The sequence below is a fragment of the Vibrio sp. V38_P2S17PM301 genome (genome assembly GCF_009904845.1).
In the GTDB taxonomy this organism is placed as follows: domain Bacteria; phylum Pseudomonadota; class Gammaproteobacteria; order Enterobacterales; family Vibrionaceae; genus Vibrio; species Vibrio proteolyticus.
This window is the reverse complement of sequence record NZ_WXWO01000002.1, coordinates 24,410-42,195: the sequence shown is the minus strand read 5'-3', so window position 1 is coordinate 42,195 and position 17,786 is coordinate 24,410. Positions and strand designations below refer to the sequence as shown.

14 protein-coding genes are annotated in these 17,786 nt (G+C 52.4%); 13 read left to right on the top strand and 1 reads right to left on the bottom strand.

Annotated elements, in window-relative coordinates:
* The first annotated feature begins 255 nt into the window (after positions 1 to 255).
* The 11 genes from CAG64_RS01745 to tldD all read left to right on the top strand — a co-directional run bounded on the left by CAG64_RS01745 (position 256) and on the right by tldD (position 14,596).
* Positions 256 to 783 (top strand): single-stranded DNA-binding protein, encoded by a 528-nt coding sequence (locus tag CAG64_RS01745; protein WP_161457897.1) that lies wholly within the window; start codon positions 256 to 258, stop codon positions 781 to 783.
* A 125-nt stretch (positions 784 to 908) separates the two neighbouring features.
* Positions 909 to 2,924 carry an RNase E specificity factor CsrD gene (gene csrD / locus CAG64_RS01740; protein ID WP_161457898.1) on the top strand — a complete coding sequence of 672 codons (2,016 nt, stop codon included), beginning with the start codon at positions 909 to 911 and terminating at the stop codon, positions 2,922 to 2,924.
* A gap of 232 nt (positions 2,925 to 3,156) precedes the next feature.
* Complete coding sequence (locus tag CAG64_RS01735; RefSeq protein ID WP_161457899.1) at positions 3,157 to 3,624, top strand: type II secretion system protein; 468 nt, start codon at positions 3,157 to 3,159, stop codon at positions 3,622 to 3,624.
* Between the two features lie 260 nt (positions 3,625 to 3,884).
* Positions 3,885 to 4,928 (top strand): rod shape-determining protein, encoded by a 1,044-nt coding sequence (locus CAG64_RS01730; protein ID WP_021706872.1) that lies wholly within the window; start codon positions 3,885 to 3,887, stop codon positions 4,926 to 4,928.
* Between the two features lie 64 nt (positions 4,929 to 4,992).
* Positions 4,993 to 5,889 (top strand): rod shape-determining protein MreC, encoded by an 897-nt coding sequence (mreC, locus tag CAG64_RS01725; RefSeq protein WP_021706871.1) that lies wholly within the window; start codon positions 4,993 to 4,995, stop codon positions 5,887 to 5,889.
* A complete protein-coding gene (gene mreD, locus CAG64_RS01720) occupies positions 5,879 to 6,367 on the top strand; it encodes a rod shape-determining protein MreD (RefSeq protein ID WP_021706870.1) in 489 nt (162 codons plus the stop codon). Before mreC ends, mreD begins: the two co-directional genes overlap by 11 nt.
* Complete coding sequence (locus CAG64_RS01715; protein WP_021706869.1) at positions 6,367 to 6,933, top strand: Maf family protein; 567 nt, start codon at positions 6,367 to 6,369, stop codon at positions 6,931 to 6,933. The genes mreD and CAG64_RS01715 overlap by 1 nt, the downstream gene beginning before the upstream one ends.
* 21 nt (positions 6,934 to 6,954) lie before the next feature.
* Positions 6,955 to 8,424 carry a ribonuclease G gene (gene rng, locus CAG64_RS01710; protein ID WP_161453915.1) on the top strand — a complete coding sequence of 490 codons (1,470 nt, stop codon included), beginning with the start codon at positions 6,955 to 6,957 and terminating at the stop codon, positions 8,422 to 8,424.
* 10 nt (positions 8,425 to 8,434) lie between these two features.
* Positions 8,435 to 12,310 (top strand): YhdP family protein, encoded by a 3,876-nt coding sequence (locus CAG64_RS01705; RefSeq protein WP_161457900.1) that lies wholly within the window; start codon positions 8,435 to 8,437, stop codon positions 12,308 to 12,310.
* A gap of 9 nt (positions 12,311 to 12,319) precedes the next feature.
* Entirely contained in the window at positions 12,320 to 13,141 is an 822-nt protein-coding gene (locus tag CAG64_RS01700) for a carbon-nitrogen hydrolase family protein (protein WP_161457901.1), read from the top strand.
* 9 nt (positions 13,142 to 13,150) lie between these two features.
* Positions 13,151 to 14,596, top strand: a complete 1,446-nt coding sequence (gene tldD / locus CAG64_RS01695; protein WP_021706865.1) for a metalloprotease TldD — start codon at positions 13,151 to 13,153, stop codon at positions 14,594 to 14,596.
* Positions 14,597 to 14,648: 52 nt separating this feature from the next.
* Here the strand turns inward: tldD and arcA are convergent, their stop codons facing one another.
* On the bottom strand, positions 14,649 to 15,869 hold the full coding sequence (arcA, locus tag CAG64_RS01690) for an arginine deiminase (protein ID WP_021706864.1): 1,221 nt from the start codon (positions 15,867 to 15,869) through the stop codon (positions 14,649 to 14,651).
* Between the two features lie 560 nt (positions 15,870 to 16,429).
* Between arcA and rraB the strand changes: the two genes are divergently transcribed.
* Both rraB and CAG64_RS01680 read left to right on the top strand, forming a co-directional pair.
* Positions 16,430 to 16,849: a ribonuclease E inhibitor RraB gene (rraB, locus tag CAG64_RS01685; protein WP_161452422.1), complete on the top strand. Its 420-nt coding sequence runs from the start codon at positions 16,430 to 16,432 to the stop codon at positions 16,847 to 16,849.
* Positions 16,850 to 16,980: 131 nt separating this feature from the next.
* Positions 16,981 to 17,784, top strand: coding sequence for a glycosyl hydrolase 2 galactose-binding domain-containing protein (locus CAG64_RS01680; RefSeq protein WP_161488663.1), 804 nt, complete (start codon positions 16,981 to 16,983; stop codon positions 17,782 to 17,784).
* Positions 17,785 to 17,786: the final 2 nt, after the last annotated feature.

Below are 17,786 nucleotides of genomic sequence, written 5' to 3'. Positions count from 1 at the left end.
ATGGAGCGCTAAAATGACGCATGCCTGGTGAAAGTTCTATTGGTGTTCAAACTTTTGCGTTGGGTTTCATACAACCAGGTAATGCATAATTTTATTAATAGCGGAGCAGTATGAATCGGGTCTAAAAAATGAACACATCACACCGCGCGGGGAATCCGTTCCGCGCACACTACGAATGAGTTGTACCAGGATGAATCCGTGGTATCCTAATGCGCTATTCTTTATACAGACAGATGAAACAAGACGGAGCAAAACATGGCCAGCCGTGGAGTGAACAAAGTTATATTAGTCGGTAATCTGGGGAATGACCCAGAGATTCGTTACATGCCAAGTGGCGGTGCAGTGGCCAACATTACAGTGGCTACGTCGGAAACATGGCGTGATAAAGCGACTGGCGAACAGCGTGAAAAAACCGAATGGCACCGTGTGGCGTTGTTTGGCAAGCTGGCCGAAGTGGCTGGTGAATACCTGCGCAAAGGGTCTCAAGTTTACATCGAAGGTCAGCTGCAAACGCGTAAGTGGCAGGACCAAAGTGGTCAGGATCGTTACACCACTGAGATCGTTGTTCAAGGTTTTAACGGTGTGATGCAGATGCTGGGTGGTCGTGCTCAGGGCGGTGCGCCAGGCCAGGGTATGGGACAACCTCAGCAACAGCAAGGTGGTTGGGGACAGCCTCAGCAACCCGCAATGCAACAGCAACAACAGCCAGCACAGCAACCGCAACAGGCTCAACCTCAGTACAATGAGCCGCCGATGGATTTTGATGACGATATCCCATTCTAAGCGCTTGATTAGCAAAAAAAGCCGCGGATCCCGCGGCTTTTTTATATATTAAACAAGACAATCATGTATCCCGCTGCCGATGTGGCAGCCGGCACGCTTTACCGGGGAAAAGGAATTCTGCGCACATGAGGTACACGCCTACCTTAAAACTGAGCACGCGCTTGGTGGCTTTCGTCACCGTGATAGTGATCAGTGCTATGTTCATTTTATTCATCGGTGGAACGCTGTCGTTCAAGCGTGTCGGGCAGGAATATCTGGATCACTACCTGCAGGGCATTGTTGAAGTGGTCGATAAAGAGATGGAAGATCCGGACGCCGCGTATTCAATGCAGCGCTGGATGCCTAAAATGCTGCAAGCTTCGAACATCATCGAAATGCAGCTCTCTTCCCCTGTCGGTGTAGTTTATCGCTTCAAAGATACCTCCTCACGCATTGATGAGCAGTTGTTGTACGAAAAGTCGTTTGCTTTGGAGCGCAACAGTGGCTATCAGATCGCATTTAAAGCGCTGCCCCCGTATTTGGGTTACAGTTACTCACTCGAGGCATTGTGGTCTATTACACTCGCGGTGGCTTTGGTGATTTTCTGTCTGATGCGAGGCGTTAAGTGGCTGAAGGAGCAGTTATACGGCTCTGAGCTGCTGGAAGAGCGTGGGCGGATGATCCTAGCTGGTCGAGTCGAAGAGCACGCCAAAGGCGATGAGCGCGAATGGCCATACACCGCCAGTGAAGCCTTGGATATGCTGATCGAAGAATTGCAGGACGCGCGGCAAGAGCGCAGCCGCTTTGATACGTTTATTCGTTCACAGACATTTCTCGATCAACTGACCGGTACCGCGAACCGGGTGTTGTTTGACAGTAAACTCGAGTCAACTCTGTCCGAAAGCGGAGCCTACGGCGGGGTGATGCTATTGCGCATCAATGACTGGGATTCCTTGTGCGAGGAAAACGGTAAGAAAGCCGCCGATGATTTCATTGTCGATGTCGGTGAGGGGTTGTCGAATGTTCTGCAGCGTTACCCGGACGTGATTCTGTCGCGTTATTACGATGCCGACTTCGCTATTTTTATTCCACATCAGGGCGCGAAAGAAGTCGCTACCATTGCCTCTAACTGCCTTAAACAACTGGAAAAGATCACACCTCCGCCTCCGATTGACGCTGAGGACTGGTGCCACATCGGGGTCAGTATGTATCAGGAAGGGGAGCGCAGAGGGCGCATTCTTGATGAAGCCGAAACGGCGCTGAAAAGTGCGCAGCTGCAACGAATCAACACCTGGAGTCGTTTTCAGAAAAGCGCCAACGCCAATCTGGAACGTGGCAGTGTCCGTTGGCGGACCTTGTTTGATCAAGTGCTGACTCCCAGTAAGCTGCAAATCTATCAGCAACCGTGCTACCTGTTAACGTCACACAAAGAGTTACAGTTAGAACACCATGAGCTGTTTGCCCGCATTGATGATCCGGAGCGCGGGATCCTGAAAGCGTCCCGATTTAATGCTGCGATCGAATCGGTGGGTTATGAAACCATGCTGGATAAAACGGTATTGATCTCTGTGATCCGCCATATCAAACAGTCGCCACAGCGTAAGCCGCTATCGGTGAATCTGTATGTCCAGCCATTTGCGGATAAATCTTACTTTAAATGGTTCCGCGATGAGCTGCTGCAGTTGCCAATGGATCTGCGTGGCATGCTGACGTTTGAGTTTTCGGAGGCCCGTCTGGTCAAACATCTTGATTACATGCGCCCGGTGATCCGAATGATCGCTGGTATCGGTTGCAAAGTGTGTGTCGGTCAGGCCGGGCGCTCGATCGTCAGTACCTATTATCTGAAAGATCTTAAAGTGGACTTCCTTAAGCTGCATCGCAGTTTGATCAAACAGATCGATCAACGCCATGAAAATCAGTTATTTGTCCGCAGCCTGATTGGCGCCTGTAAAGGACTGAAAACTCAGGTTATCGCGGTAGGCGTCGACAGCAGGGAAGAGCAGGATGTGCTTATCAGCCTTGGGGTGGATGGGTTGCAGGGGCGTTATCTGGCGGCGGAAACGCCCATGTTGCCTGAAATCAGCCCAACCCCGGTCACACGGCGTGACACCAGTAGCGCGAAAGTCCAGCCCGGTAGACGAAACCGCTGGCGGCGCAAATAGCCCCATCAGTGGTGCCTTATACTGTGCGGGTTGTCACTCTGGGTTTCGAATGGTAGTGCGTTTCCAGCTGCGAGCGTGGAACGCTGCTCATAACAATCAGCCTCGAGCGGTATGATGCTCCGCGATTTTTTGTTAGGGTGCGGGCATGCCTTCTGAGGTGGCGTCAACGTGGTTCGTGTGTTCGCCACTGACAGTCAGCGGATTATCAACTGCGAGCCGAGGAAACGTGCCAATGAATCAACACTTGGGATTTAGCCTGATAAAACTGACGGTGATGCTGATGATCCTGGGAATTCTGACGGTGATCGCCGCCCCGCGCTTTTTGAATCTTCATTCTGAGGCTCGAATGTCGGCATTAGAGGGACTCAAAAGTGCTATGCAAAACGCAGCCGGCGTTGTGCATGCACAGGCTGAACAGGCTCCGCAGGCAACGCGATCTGCAGTCACTATGAGCCTGAATTCGGGCTCGCAAGTGGTCGAGATGGTGTTTGGTTATCCGGCAGCCACGTCAGCCGGAATTGGTCACGCGGTGGCGGGTCTGAGCGACACCGCTACCTGGCGGGTGGTGTCGACGTCGGCCACATCGATTAGCTATGGATTTCGTGACGATAGCGAAAAAGCCTGTGTCGTGCGCTACGTGCAGCCCTCAAGTGCGGGCGAACCACCTCAAATTATCACCTCGAATGCTGAGCAGTGCTGATTCATAAGGCCGCCTGATAGCCATCTTTCCGAGCGCGATGATATTCACCGCCGGTCATAAGCGTATGCGTTGCCTGCGTCACACCCGGCGCAGCGGATTGCTACGCGATCAAGGCAGATTTTTCCGATTAGGTTAGGAATCTGTTAGAAATTGAGTGTTTCAGCCCATGTTTCCGCTTCAATGCCTTGCTGTGATGGCGAGGCATTGGTACATTTAGTGCAATTTTCATCTTCTAATTCTTGCAGGACGAGCGAAGAAATATGTTCAAAAAACTTCGTGGCATGTTTTCAAATGACCTATCGATTGATTTAGGTACTGCCAACACTCTTATTTATGTTAAAGGACAGGGCATTGTTCTGGACGAACCCTCAGTAGTCGCCATCCGTCAGGACCGTAACCGGACGGGAAAAAGTGTAGCCGCAGTTGGTCATGCCGCCAAGCAGATGCTGGGCCGTACGCCGGGTAATATTTCTGCTATTCGTCCAATGAAAGACGGTGTGATCGCCGACTTTTATGTTACGGAAAAAATGCTGCAACACTTCATTAAACAGGTGCATGACAACAGCATTTTGAAACCAAGCCCGCGCGTACTGGTGTGTGTGCCTTGTGGCTCCACTCAGGTAGAGCGCCGTGCGATTCGTGAATCGGCACTGGGCGCTGGTGCACGTGAAGTGTACTTAATCGATGAGCCAATGGCGGCCGCGATCGGTGCTGGCCTGCGTGTTTCAGAACCGACCGGTTCTATGGTGGTCGATATCGGTGGCGGTACGACGGAAGTGGCGGTGATCTCGCTGAACGGTGTGGTGTATTCCTCCTCAGTGCGTATCGGTGGTGACCGTTTTGATGAAGCTATCATCAATTATGTTCGCCGTAACTACGGTAGTCTGATTGGTGAAGCGACCGCAGAAAAGATCAAACATGAAATCGGCTCGGCATACCCGGGTGATGAAGTTCAGGAAATTGAAGTGCGCGGCCGTAACCTAGCAGAAGGTGTGCCACGCAGTTTCAGCCTCAACTCAAACGAAATTCTGGAAGCGTTGCAAGAGCCTCTGACGGGCATCGTCTCCGCGGTGATGGTTGCGCTGGAACAGTGTCCGCCTGAACTGGCGTCCGACATTTCAGAAAACGGCATGGTACTGACCGGTGGTGGTGCTTTGCTGAAAGACATCGACCGTCTGCTGACGGAAGAAACAGGTATTCCGGTTGTTATTGCTGAAGATCCCCTCACTTGTGTGGCTCGTGGCGGTGGTAAAGCGCTGGAAATGATCGACATGCACGGTGGCGATCTCTTTAGCGAAGAATAATAACGATGTCGATCCGGGCTGACCGAGCGCCGGATCCTGAAACCGGAATAGGGGATCTCTATAGATGAAGCCGATTTTTGGCAGAGGACCTTCCCTGCAACTTCGCCTGTTTCTTGCGGTCATCGTATCAGCCAGCCTTATGCTGGCTGATAGTCGTTTAGGTGCTTTCGCCAACGTACGCTTTTTGCTCAACAGCCTGGTCGCGCCAATCCAGTACGCGGCCGATCTTCCCCGGGTGATGTTTGACGATTTTTATGAGCGACTCAACTCCCGTCAGGAACTGATGGAATCCAATCGTGGACTGAAACAGGAAGTGCTGCGCCTCAAAAGTGAGCTGATCCTGTTGGACCAGTACCGGGAGGAAAACCAGCGTTTTCGTAAACTGCTGGGCTCGTCGTTTGTCCGTGATGAGAGAAAAGTGGTGACGGAAGTGATGGCGGTGGATACCTCCCCATATCGTCATCAGGTGGTGATCGACAAAGGTCAGATTGATGGCGTATACGTTGGGCAGCCAGTGATCAATGAAAAAGGCATTGTGGGTCAGGTAACATTTGTGTCGGCGCACAATAGTCGGGTACTGCTGTTGACCGACAGCAACAGTGCCATTCCTGTGCAAGTGATACGCAATGATATCCGGGTGATCGCATCCGGTAATGGGAAAATTGACCAGATTCAGCTTGAACATATTCCAACCAGCACCGACATTCAACAGGGCGACCTATTGGTGAGCTCTGGACTGGGCGGCGTGTACCCGGAAGGTTATCCGGTGGCACATGTTTCGAAAGTCGAGCGAGACACTCAGCGCGAGTTTGCGTCCATTGAGGCGGATCCGGTGGTGGATTTCGAACGTTTGCGATACCTACTGCTGATATGGCCCAATGGCTCGAAACCTGAAGCGGCCGGTCTGACAACCAGCAATGAGCCGCCACAAGCTCAGCCGGAGGCGCAAGATGGGCAATAATACGTTAAGCAGCCGCCTGGCAATTTGGCTGACCTTTCTGATCGCGTTGGTGCTACAGACCATTCCCTGGCCGGGCGTGCTGGATTTGGTTCGACCGTCCTGGTTGCTGCTGGTGACCTGCTATTGGGTGCTGGCACTGCCACATCGTGTCAATGTCGGTACTGCGCTGATTCTGGGGTTGTTGTGGGACGTGCTGCTGGGCTCAACGCTGGGCATTCGCGGCATGATGATGTCGATTGTGGTCTATCTGGTGGCATTAAACTTTCTGGTGCTGCGTAACATGGCACTGTGGCAGCAAGCATTGGTGATTGCTTTGCTGTCGATGTTACTGGATGTACTGATTTTCGGTGGTGAATACCTGATCCGAGACATCACGTTTAACACTATGTCGCTGTGGAGCGGGCTGGTTAACTGCATTCTTTGGCCGTGGTTATTCCTGTTGCTGCGTCGCATTCGACGTCACTGGCATGTAAGATAATGAATATAGTATTAGCGTCCGGCTCTCCGCGGCGTAAAGAACTGCTGGCTCAGCTTGGCTATCAGTTTCAGGTAATGACCACGGATGTGGAAGAGCAGCGGCAGCCCGGCGAAGCGCCACTGGATTACGTGCGCCGCTTGTCGCAAGACAAAGCGCTGGCGGGAGTGACGCTGGCAGGGGCTGTGATGGCAGCCCCGGTGGTGATTGGCTCCGACACCATCGTCGTTCAGGGCGATGAGGTGTTGGAAAAACCGCTCGACCTGGCCGATGCCAAGCGTATGCTGCTGGGGTTATCCGATACACGCCACCAGGTGATGACCGCGGTCACCGTGGCCAATAAACAGATGCATAAATCGGTCGTTGTGACGACCGATGTGTGGTTCAAACCCTTGTCTGAAAAAGAAATTGAACAATACTGGCAAACGGGTGAGCCATGCGATAAAGCTGGCAGTTACGGCATACAAGGACTGGGTGGAAAATTTGTAACCAGAATTGAGGGCAGCTTTTACGCTGTTGTGGGTTTACCTCTATTTGAAACTGACCAGCTTCTGCGCGAATTCTTATAAATTAAAAATTGAGGTGCTCTCATGAGTGCAGAACTGCTGATTAACGTGACCCCGAGTGAAACTCGTGTGGCCATGATTGAAGGCGGCGTCCTTCAGGAAATCCATATTGAACGTGAAGCAAAACGAGGCATTGTTGGCAACATCTACAAAGGGAAAGTGAGCCGGGTTCTGCCGGGTATGCAGGCCGCTTTTGTGGATATCGGTTTAGACAAAGCGGCGTTTCTTCACGCCTCTGATATTGTCCCTCACACCGAATGCGTGGCTGAAAACGAAAAGCAGCAATTTCAGGTCCGCGATATCTCCGAACTGGTTCGTCAGGGACAGGATATCGTGGTCCAGGTGGTCAAAGATCCGCTCGGTACCAAAGGGGCACGGTTGACCACGGACATCACTCTGCCTTCCCGTTATCTGGTCTTCATGCCAGGCGCCAGCCATGTTGGTGTCTCGCAGCGAATTGAAAGCGAAGAAGAGCGCGAACGCCTGAAGAAAGTGGTGATGAACTACTGCGATGAGCACGGCGGTTTTATCATCCGTACTGCGGCAGAAGGCGCATTTGATAAAGAGCTCTCTCAGGACGCGGCGTTTCTGAAACGCCTGTGGTCGAAAGTGATGGAGCGCCGCTCTAAATACAAAACCCGTTCGACATTATATGGTGAGCTTGGATTGTCTCAGCGTATCCTGCGCGACTTTGTCGGTACAGACCTGACAAAAATTCTGGTCGACTCACGTACGGAGTATGAAAACCTACAAGAATTTACCTCCGAATACGTCCCTGAGCTGACCGATAAGCTGGAATTGTACGAAGGCGACAAGCCGATTTTCGATATGTACGACACCGAGAATGAGATCCAACGTTCGCTGGAGCGGAAGGTGGAACTCAAATCCGGTGGTTATCTGATCATTGATCAAACCGAAGCCATGACCACGGTCGACATCAACACCGGTGCGTTTGTCGGGCGGCGGAATCTAGAAGAAACCATCTTCAATACCAATGTCGAGGCGACGCAGGCGATCGCGCGTCAACTGCGTTTGCGTAACCTAGGTGGCATCATCATCATCGATTTTATCGATATGGCATCGGATGAGCACCGTAAGCGGGTACTTACCTCACTGGAAGCCGCCTTGAGTAAAGATCGGGTGAAAACCAACATCAACGGCTTTACCCAGCTTGGCCTGGTTGAAATGACCCGTAAACGTACCCGCGAAAGTATTGAACATGTGCTGTGTTCTACTTGTCCAACTTGTGAGGGGCGTGGCAGCGTTAAAACCGTGGAAACTGTGTGCTATGAAGTCCTGCGTGAAATCACCCGGGTCAATCGTGCTTACGATGCCGACAAGTTTGTGGTGTACGCCTCACCGGCCGTCGCGGACACGTTGCAGGGCGACGAATCTCATGCGCTGGCGGAACTGGAAGTGTTTATTGGCAAGGAAGTGCGTATCCAGGCGGAGCCACTTTACAGTCAGGAACAGTTTGATGTGGTTATGATGTGATGGAAATTGTGTGAATCCTGGTGTTACCCGCTTATCGCGTTTTCTTCTTTGGTTAGTCGTCACTTTACTGGTGACGCTTGCCGTGGCTGTGACCGCTTTGCGGATCATGTTACCTGAGCTCAACCGCTATCAAGTTCAGATTCAGAACATGGTCAATGAAGCCACCGGGCTTGAATTTCATATTGATAATGTCAGTGGATTCTGGCGTAACACACACCCATCCATTTCCCTTCAGGGCCTGAAGGCAGAGCAGCCAGAGGGCTCAACCGTCGGTTTTTCGGCCGACAAAATTGAAATTGAGTTTGACCTGATCCAGTCGCTGATGCAGATGCAGCCGGTGATTGCTGAACTGACGACCTACCAGCTGAAACTGGATTTGCGCCGCGTCGATCTGTTCTCTCAGCGTCAATCTGATGCCACTGACAGCAAAGACAACCGGGTACTGCAACGTCTGGATAACTTGTTCTTGCGCCAGTTGGATGACTTTTCTCTGCTCCATTCCGCGATTCAGTACCGTTCTGTGGCCGGCGAAGAGCGCCAGCTCGATATTGAGAAGCTGCGCTGGAAGAACAGTGGCCGCCGCCATCGCGCTGAAGGGGTGGTCAGCATTGCGGAAAAACACATCAACTCGCTGTCGGTGAACGCTGATTTTATTGACCATGGCTCGTTGCAGGATGTGTCCGGTGAGTTTTATGTCGGGGCCGAGAATCTGCGCATTACGCCGTGGCTGACCACCTATCTGCAGACACAGACGGGCATTGACAATGGTCAAATCAGCTTCAACAGTTGGGTCACGCTTGAGCACAGTCATCCGCAGGATGCGTATGTCGAGTTAAAGCCGTCAGACATCAGCTGGCAGGAAGGAACGCGTCATGACCTGATGCTCGAATCCGGCATATTCCAATTGGTTCCTTCGCAAAAAGGCTGGCAAGTAAGCGGGCATTCACTACGAGTACGCACCGATGACAAAGCATGGCCGGAATTGGATGTGGCGTTTAACTGGCAACCGGACAAATGGCGTCTGAACGTCTCGCAACTGGATCTGGCTGCGATCGCTCCGCTGGTGAAGTTGGCACCTGACTCTGACCAAACCTCGCTGTTGATTGATCAGCTCCAGCCGGGGGGACTGGTTGAAGACTTGCGCATCGCCATGGGGAAAGACCGCGATTCTTTGCAATACTCGGCGCGTTTGAGTGACGGAGCGCTGGCACAATGGCAACTACTGCCTGAACTGCATCACCTGTCGGCCACCCTGGCCGGGAATGCCCGCCAGGCGCACGCCCGATTATCATTAATTGATGATGTGTTGCCGTATGGCGAGGTCTTCCAGGCTCCGCTCAATATTAAGCAAGGCGCAGTAAACATCGTCTGGCAAAAGCAGACCAGCGGCTGGTCGTTGTGGGCTGATAAAGTCACGGTCGCAACCTCGGATTTACAGGTATTGGGGGCGTTTCGTCTTGATTTTCCTGAGGAGCAGAGTCCGTTTTTGTCTTTCTATGCTGAAGCGGATCTGTACAACGCCGGTCAGACCTGGCGTTATTTGCCCACGCTGGCGTTAGGACGCACGCTGACCGATTATCTCTCGACCGCAATACAGGCCGGTCAGGTCGATACCGCCAAGCTGGTATGGTACGGCGCACTCAATGATTTCCCCTATCATGAGCATAATGGTGTCTTTCAGGCGTGGGTGGGTCTGAAGCACGCCAAGTTCAGTTTTGATACGGCCTGGCCGCCAATCACCGACCTGCAACTGGATCTGTTGTTCCACAACGATGCCATGTACCTCGATTCGCATGACGCCACGCTGATGAACGTGAAAGCGCAGCGGATCACTGGCCGCATTCCCGAACTGGCGGAAGGGGGGCACATTGAGATTGAAGCCAGTGCCACGGCGCAAGGGAACGATTTACGCGATTACATGACCGCCACGCCGCTGGTGGACTCGGTGGGCGCAGCACTGACCGCAGTGCAGGTGGATGGTGAGGTCAAATCTGCGTTTCAGCTCAATATTCCATTTGACGGCGATAATGAGCCGCGCGCCTGGGGCTGGGCTGATCTGACAGGCAATCATGTGGAAATCGATGCACCGGCGATGACGCTGGAAAAAGTTTCGGGTCGGATCCGCTTTGACAACGACGTGGTCCAGGCCGCGGGGCTGGCCGCTGGCTTGCTCAAGCAGCCCGTCTCTATTGACTTCAAAGGTGAAAGTGCGGCGAACGGATATGACGTGAATATCGATGTATTGGGCGACTGGAAGATCAAGCCACTCAGCCCTTATCTGGGGTCTCGCTGGACGCAGCCACTGACGGGACATGCGCCGTGGACGATGGATCTCAATATTCAGCTCAATGATGTCGGCTTCACTTATCAAATTGATACGCAGGCGGATTTACGTCAACTGAGCAGCCGTTACCCCTATCCACTCAATCGAGACGCAGGCACTGCGGGCAAAGCGCGTTTGCAGGCATCAGGTAATCAACAATCAGTCACCGCCCGGTTGTCGCTGCCGTCGGCCAAATATCAGGCGGAAATCGACATCAGCAAAGATAAGCCGGTGTTGCAAGCCACCAACCTGGTGCTGGGCAGTGGCAGTTTTAAGATCAGCCCGGTGGTGGGGCATCAGGCGCAAGTGCGTACCGATAAGTTGAACCTGGATGAGTGGCTGGCCCTACTGGGTCATTCGTCTGACGCTCAAACGGCGTCGTCACAGCAGCAGAAGGCAGAGGCTGTGGAAATACCATTGCCTGAACGGGTTGATGTCAACGTTGCGGAGCTGACGCTGGGCGGGATCGACTGGCACGACGTTAACTTTGATGCTCGTAAGAAGAACCTCACCTGGTATATGTCGCTGGACAGTCAGGAAGCCAAAGGCGAAGCCAGCTACCTGCAGCCCTACGATCTGAGTGTGGTTCTGGAACGCCTGCATGTGTACATTCCTGAGCTGGAGAACAAGCAGAAGTCAGAAACCAGCCTGTTCCGGGGTCAGGAAGAGGGGGCATCACTGATCTCTGACTTTGATCGCGAGTTTCACGATCTGATGCCCAACCTGACTCTGAATATCGACGATTTCTGGTTGCAGGGCTACAAGGTGGGCAAGTTGACGATGGATTTGCAGCGCACTGGCGATCAACTGGAGTGGAAACAACTGACGCTGCAAAGTGGCAACAACAAAGTGGCGATCCAAGGCGCCTGGTCACTGACCGATACCAGTAGCCACACCAATTTCAACCTTGATATGCAAGGGCAGAATAACTCAGAGTTGATGGAGCGTTTCGGCATCAGCTCCGGCATCCAACAGGCTCCGTTTGAGCTGTCCGGTAATATCGACTGGGATGGCGCGCCCTGGTCGATGAGGGTTGATACGCTCAAAGGCAACATCAAAACCAAACTGGGCAAAGGCATGGTGTCGGATGTCAGCGGTGCGGCGCGTCTGCTCGGTCTGTTCAGTCTGGATTCGATCATTCGCAAGATGCAACTCGATTTTTCCGACGTGTTTGACAAAGGCATGGCGTTCAACTCGATTTCCGGCAGCGGTGAGATCCGCAACGGCATTTTTGTCACTAATGACATTAAGATGGACGCGGTGGCGGGCGAGATGAAGATCAAAGGCATGGCCAACCTTAATACCCGGATGGTGGATGCCGAAGTTAACTTCACGCCGGATATTACCTCCGGCATACCGGTATTAACCGCGTTTGCAGTGACACCGCAGACGGCGTTGTATGTGCTGGCCATAACCACGGTGCTTTCCCCTGTTGTGGAAGTCTTTACTCAGGTAGATTATGAAGTGAAAGGGCCGTTGGACTCGCCGACGGTAAAAGAACTGTCGCGCAGTAAAGGTGAGTTTAAACTGCCGGAATCACTGCGGCTTAAAAGTAAAGAGTAAGGAGGACGCATGGAGCGCGTCGGATTGATCCAGATGACCTCAGGTGCGGGCCCTGAGCAAAATATTGACTTTGTGGCGGCGCAGCTGCCCGGATTGGTGGCGCAAGGCGCCCAATGGGTGGTATTGCCAGAGAATGCACTGGTGTTTGGCTCGCGAGCCGATTATCACCGTCACGCCTATCCACTTGGTGACGGGCCACTATTCGGGGCGATGGCGGCTCTGGCGCGCCAGCATGCCATCTGGATCGTGGTTGGCAGTATGCCAGTGCGCCGGGCGGAGGGCGTCAGCACCACGTGTGTGGTGATCAATTCGCTCGGGGAACCCGTAGCGTACTATGATAAACTGCATATGTTTGATGTCGATGTCGCCGATGGCCACCAACATTATCGGGAGTCGGAAACCTTTATACCGGGTAATCAGGTGAGTACCACCTCGACACCTTTTGGCAAACTTGGTCTGTCAATCTGTTATGATGTGCGTTTCCCCCATTTGTATGCGGAGCTGGTGGATTTGGGTGCTCAGATCCTGCTTGTTCCAGCGGCGTTTACCGCGGTCACCGGTGAGGCGCATTGGGAAACGCTGTTGCGTGCCCGAGCGATTGAGACGCAGTGCTGGGTGGTCGCCGTTAATCAGACAGGCACCCACCAGGGGGGCAGAGAAACCTGGGGACATTCAATGGTGATTACACCCTGGGGTGAGAAAGTCACCGATCTTGGCCGGCAGGCAGGTGTAGGCATCGCCGACATCGACCTGGCGCAGGTCGATAAGCTTCGAACCGCCATGCCGGTTCAGCAACATCGCCGTTTCGCCAATCAGTTTCAACCTAAATAAGAGCAGAATATGACGATTAACCGCATTGAAGATGCACTCCTGAAACCGGCCGGTCTGACAGAGCAGGACGTTGCCGCGACTCTGGCAAGCATCACGACCCGCGCTGTAGACTACGCTGACATCTATTTTCAATCCAGCTGGCACGAGTCTCTGGTACTGGAAGACAGCATCATCAAAGATGGTTCATTCAATATTGATTGTGGCGTTGGTGTCCGCGCTGTCTCCGGCGAGAAAACCGGCTTTGCCTACTCTGATCAGATTCAACTTGAAGGGTTAAAACAAAGTGCCCAGGCCGCCCGGGGGATTGCACAACAAGGCCAGAATGGTCAATTGCAGGCGTTTCGCCGTCATGATAACCAACAGGTGTACGCGGCTGTTAACCCGTTAGAATGTTGGGAGAAACAACAGAAAACTCAACTTCTGAAAGCGCTGGATGCGTACATCCGGACCAAAGAACCGTTAATTAAAGAAGTGTCAGTCAGCCTCAGTGGTGTCCATGAACAGGTGCTGGTGGCTGCAACCGACGGAACCTATGCTGGCGATATCCGTCCGCTGGTGCGTTTGTCGATCAGCGTGCTGGCACAAAAAGGCGATCGTCGTGAGCGCGGCAGCGCCGGTGGTGGTGGTCGCTTCGATTACAATTATTTCCTCTCGGATCTCAACGGCAGTCAGATTGCGTACCAGTACGCAGACGAAGCGATCCGAATGGCGCTGGTGAATCTGGAAGCCGACGCCGCGCCTGCGGGGGCGATGCCAGTTGTATTGGGTTCTGGTTGGCCGGGAGTACTGCTGCACGAAGCTGTCGGACACGGCCTGGAAGGGGACTTTAACCGCAAGGAATCGTCGGTCTTTTCCGGCAAGATGGGCCAGAAAGTCACCTCAGATCTGTGTACCATTGTGGATGACGGCACTTTGACGGATCTGCGAGGCTCACTCAACATCGATGATGAAGGAGTCAACGGCCAGTACAACACGCTGATTGAAAACGGGGTGCTCAAAGGGTACATGCAGGACAAACTGAATGCGCGCCTGATGGGTGTCGCACCGACGGGTAATGGCCGTCGTGAGTCTTATGCTCACCTGCCGATGCCGCGCATGACCAATACCTACATGCTGCCAGGTCAGCACACGCCGGAAGAGATCATCTCGACGGTGAAAAAAGGCCTGTATGCGCCGAATTTTGGTGGGGGCCAGGTGGACATCACGTCTGGTAAATTTGTTTTCTCTGCCTCTGAAGCGTATTTGATTGAAGACGGAAAAATTACCCGTCCGGTGAAAGGCGCGACGTTAATTGGCTCGGGCATTGAAGCGATGCAGCAGGTATCGATGGTGGGCAACGATCTCAGCATTGATCGGGGCGTGGGTGTTTGCGGCAAAGCCGGGCAGAGTGTGCCTGTGGGGGTTGGACAACCGACGCTGAAACTCGACTCGCTGACCGTCGGCGGAACGGAATAACAAAAAAGCTGCGCAGAGCGCAGCTTTTTTTTCGTTCAGAGCCTGTCAGGAGTCAGATGTCGTCCCGCTCGATAGGGCAGCTCATACAACGCGCACCACCACGGCCACGGCCCAGCTCGTTGCCCGGGATGGTCAGAACCTGAATGCCGGCTTTATCATACTTCTCGTTGGTGTAGACATTGCGCTCGTAGCCAATTACCACACCCGGTTTGACGGTGAGTACGTTGTTGGCGTCATTCCATTGCTCACGTTCCGCTTCGTAATTGTCACCGCCGGTGGTGATGATTTTGAGGTAATCCAGTCCCAGCGCCTCTTCGATTGCGTGCACGTAGCTCGGTGCGCTCTGCGCCTGGATGGTGCCATCGTCTTTAGGCGTCAGACGCCAGGTCGCGAGATCTTTGCGCATGATTTCCGGATACACCGAGAACGTATCAATGTCCATGTGAGTCATTACTGTATCCAGGTGCATGCACGAACGGTGTTTTGGCAGTTCCACTGCGATCACTTCTTTGGCTTGTCCATGACGGAATAGGTTGGCCGCCAGGTTCTCAACTCCTTGCGGAGTGGTGCGCTCGGAAATACCAATCAAGACAGCTCCATTACCAATCACCAGTACGTCGCCGCCTTCAATGTTGGCGTTGTCGTAATGCAAATCTTCATCACCGAAGTACTTAATGAAGTCCTGGCCGGCAAAGACCGGGTGCCAGCGGTAGATCGCCCGCAAATGGTTGGTTTCACGTTGACGAGCCGGTTTCATCATTGGATTGAGTGACACGCCACCGTAGACCCAGCAAGATGTATCACGGGTAAACAGATGATTGGGTAGCGGTTCAATGACGAAATCTAGTGGACGGTGCATGCGAGGTAGCATTGAGGCGGAATCCAGCTTAAGTTCAGAATACGCCAGACCACCCAGTAAGACGGTGGCCAGATGCTCATTATCCATTTCTGACAGATAACGACGCAGTTCGCTGGCAAAGGTTGGGCCGTAACGGAAATCAGAAATCTGGGTGTCGAGCAGCCACTGTTTGGCTTCTGCGATGGCCAAAGTTTCCACCAACAGATCGTGCAGCAGCAGAACTTCCACGTCCTGAGCACGTAAGGTGTCGGCGAAGGCATCATGCTCTTTGCCTGCCGCTTCGACCGCCAGTACATCATCAAACAACAGCTCATGGCAGTTTGATGGTGTTAAGTGGGTGAGGGCGCGTTCTGGGCGATTCAGCAGCACTCGGCGCAGTTGACCGACTTCAGATCCAACGTACAACTTACTCATTTTGTATCCTTACTCTTATTCCAGCCCGTATTTATGACAAGCTTAACGGGAAGATGCAAGTTGATTAATTGAAGCTTTTATCTAAATTTTGTGTTTTTTGTTGGTGTATATTTTTATACGATGTGTTTTTTTGATTATTATTGAAATTTTATGTGTTTTGGTGCCGGTTGGGGAAAATGCGTGACTATGCGTACTTGGCCCAAGGTGCAATAGCGTAGATCTCAATGTAAATGAGAATAGTTATTCAATATTTGAGATGAATAGCAAGCTTTATCTAAATTTTATGCAGATAAGTGGGTGAGAGCTGTATTCATCCTGAACTGATATTCACGCACTTTTTCGCCATCCGATGTGGTTTTGACCGCAAAATAAAACTCTGAATGCGTCATTTTGGCTAAAAATGTTAATTTTTTGTGTGTTTGCACGCGGTTCTTTTCCGCTCTGCGCGCCTGGTGCGCTAAAGATCCGGATCATTCGGGTTTCGAGGTGGTAATTCCACGCGATCCATGCCATATTTCGTCGCAATTCAAATGATCCTTTTTTACTGTCTGGAGCACCTTATGTCGCATGAAGATGAATACATGTCTGTGGAAGAACTGATCGAGATTCAAAAAGAAGATACTCGCGACATCATTCAGGCCTTGTTGGAAGATGGCAGTGATCCAGATGCGCTGTATGAGATCGAACACCACCTGTTTGCGGAAGACTTTGATACGCTGGAAAAAGCGGTCGTCGAAGCATTTAAGATGGGGTTCGAAGTACTTGAAGCGGAAGAAACTGAAGATGAAGACGGCAACAAACTTTTGTGTTGCGACGCGACTATGGAATCGGCCCTGAATGCTGAAGCGATTGACGCTCAGGCGGAAAAACTGATTCACCTTGCCGAAAAATACGACATCATCTACGACGGATGGGGTACCTACTACGAAGGTGAAGATGCCCTGTACAGCGACGAAGATGAGGACGAAGAAGACGCTTAATTGTCTTGGTCGAAAATCAATGGATACCAGCCGATGTCGGCTGGTATTTTTTTGTCTGTCGACAAACTCATGTCCTTATGGAATGAGATTCATTATACTTTTAACCTTTCATTCAACGATGTTTTGATATCATGCAGCTAACATTGGCCGGTCTCTGGCAACTTTCTCCGCTCACCGATCTCTCCATTCCTCAGGACGACATCACGTTTCCCGGACCGCTGAGCCGTGTCCTGCCATCATCGCTGAGTGAAGCGGACATTGCCCGTCAAGAATGGCACCTGATGCACGACATTGAGGTTGATGACGCTATGCTGGCGTTTCCAGCCGTGGATCTGGTGATGACGGGGATCGATTTTCATGCCGAAGTTCGCGTTAACGGCGTGGCGGTGTTTGATTGTGACGCGACCCACAATGAGTATCGCAAGGACATTCGGCCGTATCTGCAGCGTGGCCGCAACCGGTTTGAAATTCTGTTTCTCCAAGAAGAAGATGACTGGCTGATCGATGACGAGCCAGCCACGCCGCTCTGCCCGTTGGGAGAAAGTGCTTACCGGATTAGTGATGCGCGCATCGGGGTTTGGCAAGTGCCGTATTTGCAGTTTATCCGCCATGTGCGTCTTGAACACATTACCACGGAACAAATCTGGCATTATGGGGGCGGGTGTGAATTTCTGGTCGACTTGCACTATCAGACCTACACCCCTGGCCTGGTCTCAGCGTCCGTCAAGTTTAACGGCATGACTTATCAGTTGCCGATAGATGTTCGCAGCGACCACGCCAGTGCACTGTTTCAGGTTGAGGCGCCGATCTATGTTGACCCTCTTCATCCGATGCCCGAGCAGCTCTATCTGCTGGAAATCATGCTCGACGGTCAGAGCCGGCGTTTGTACATCGGCCTGAGCGAAAATCAGTGTGTAACGCACTACCCAGTGTAGAG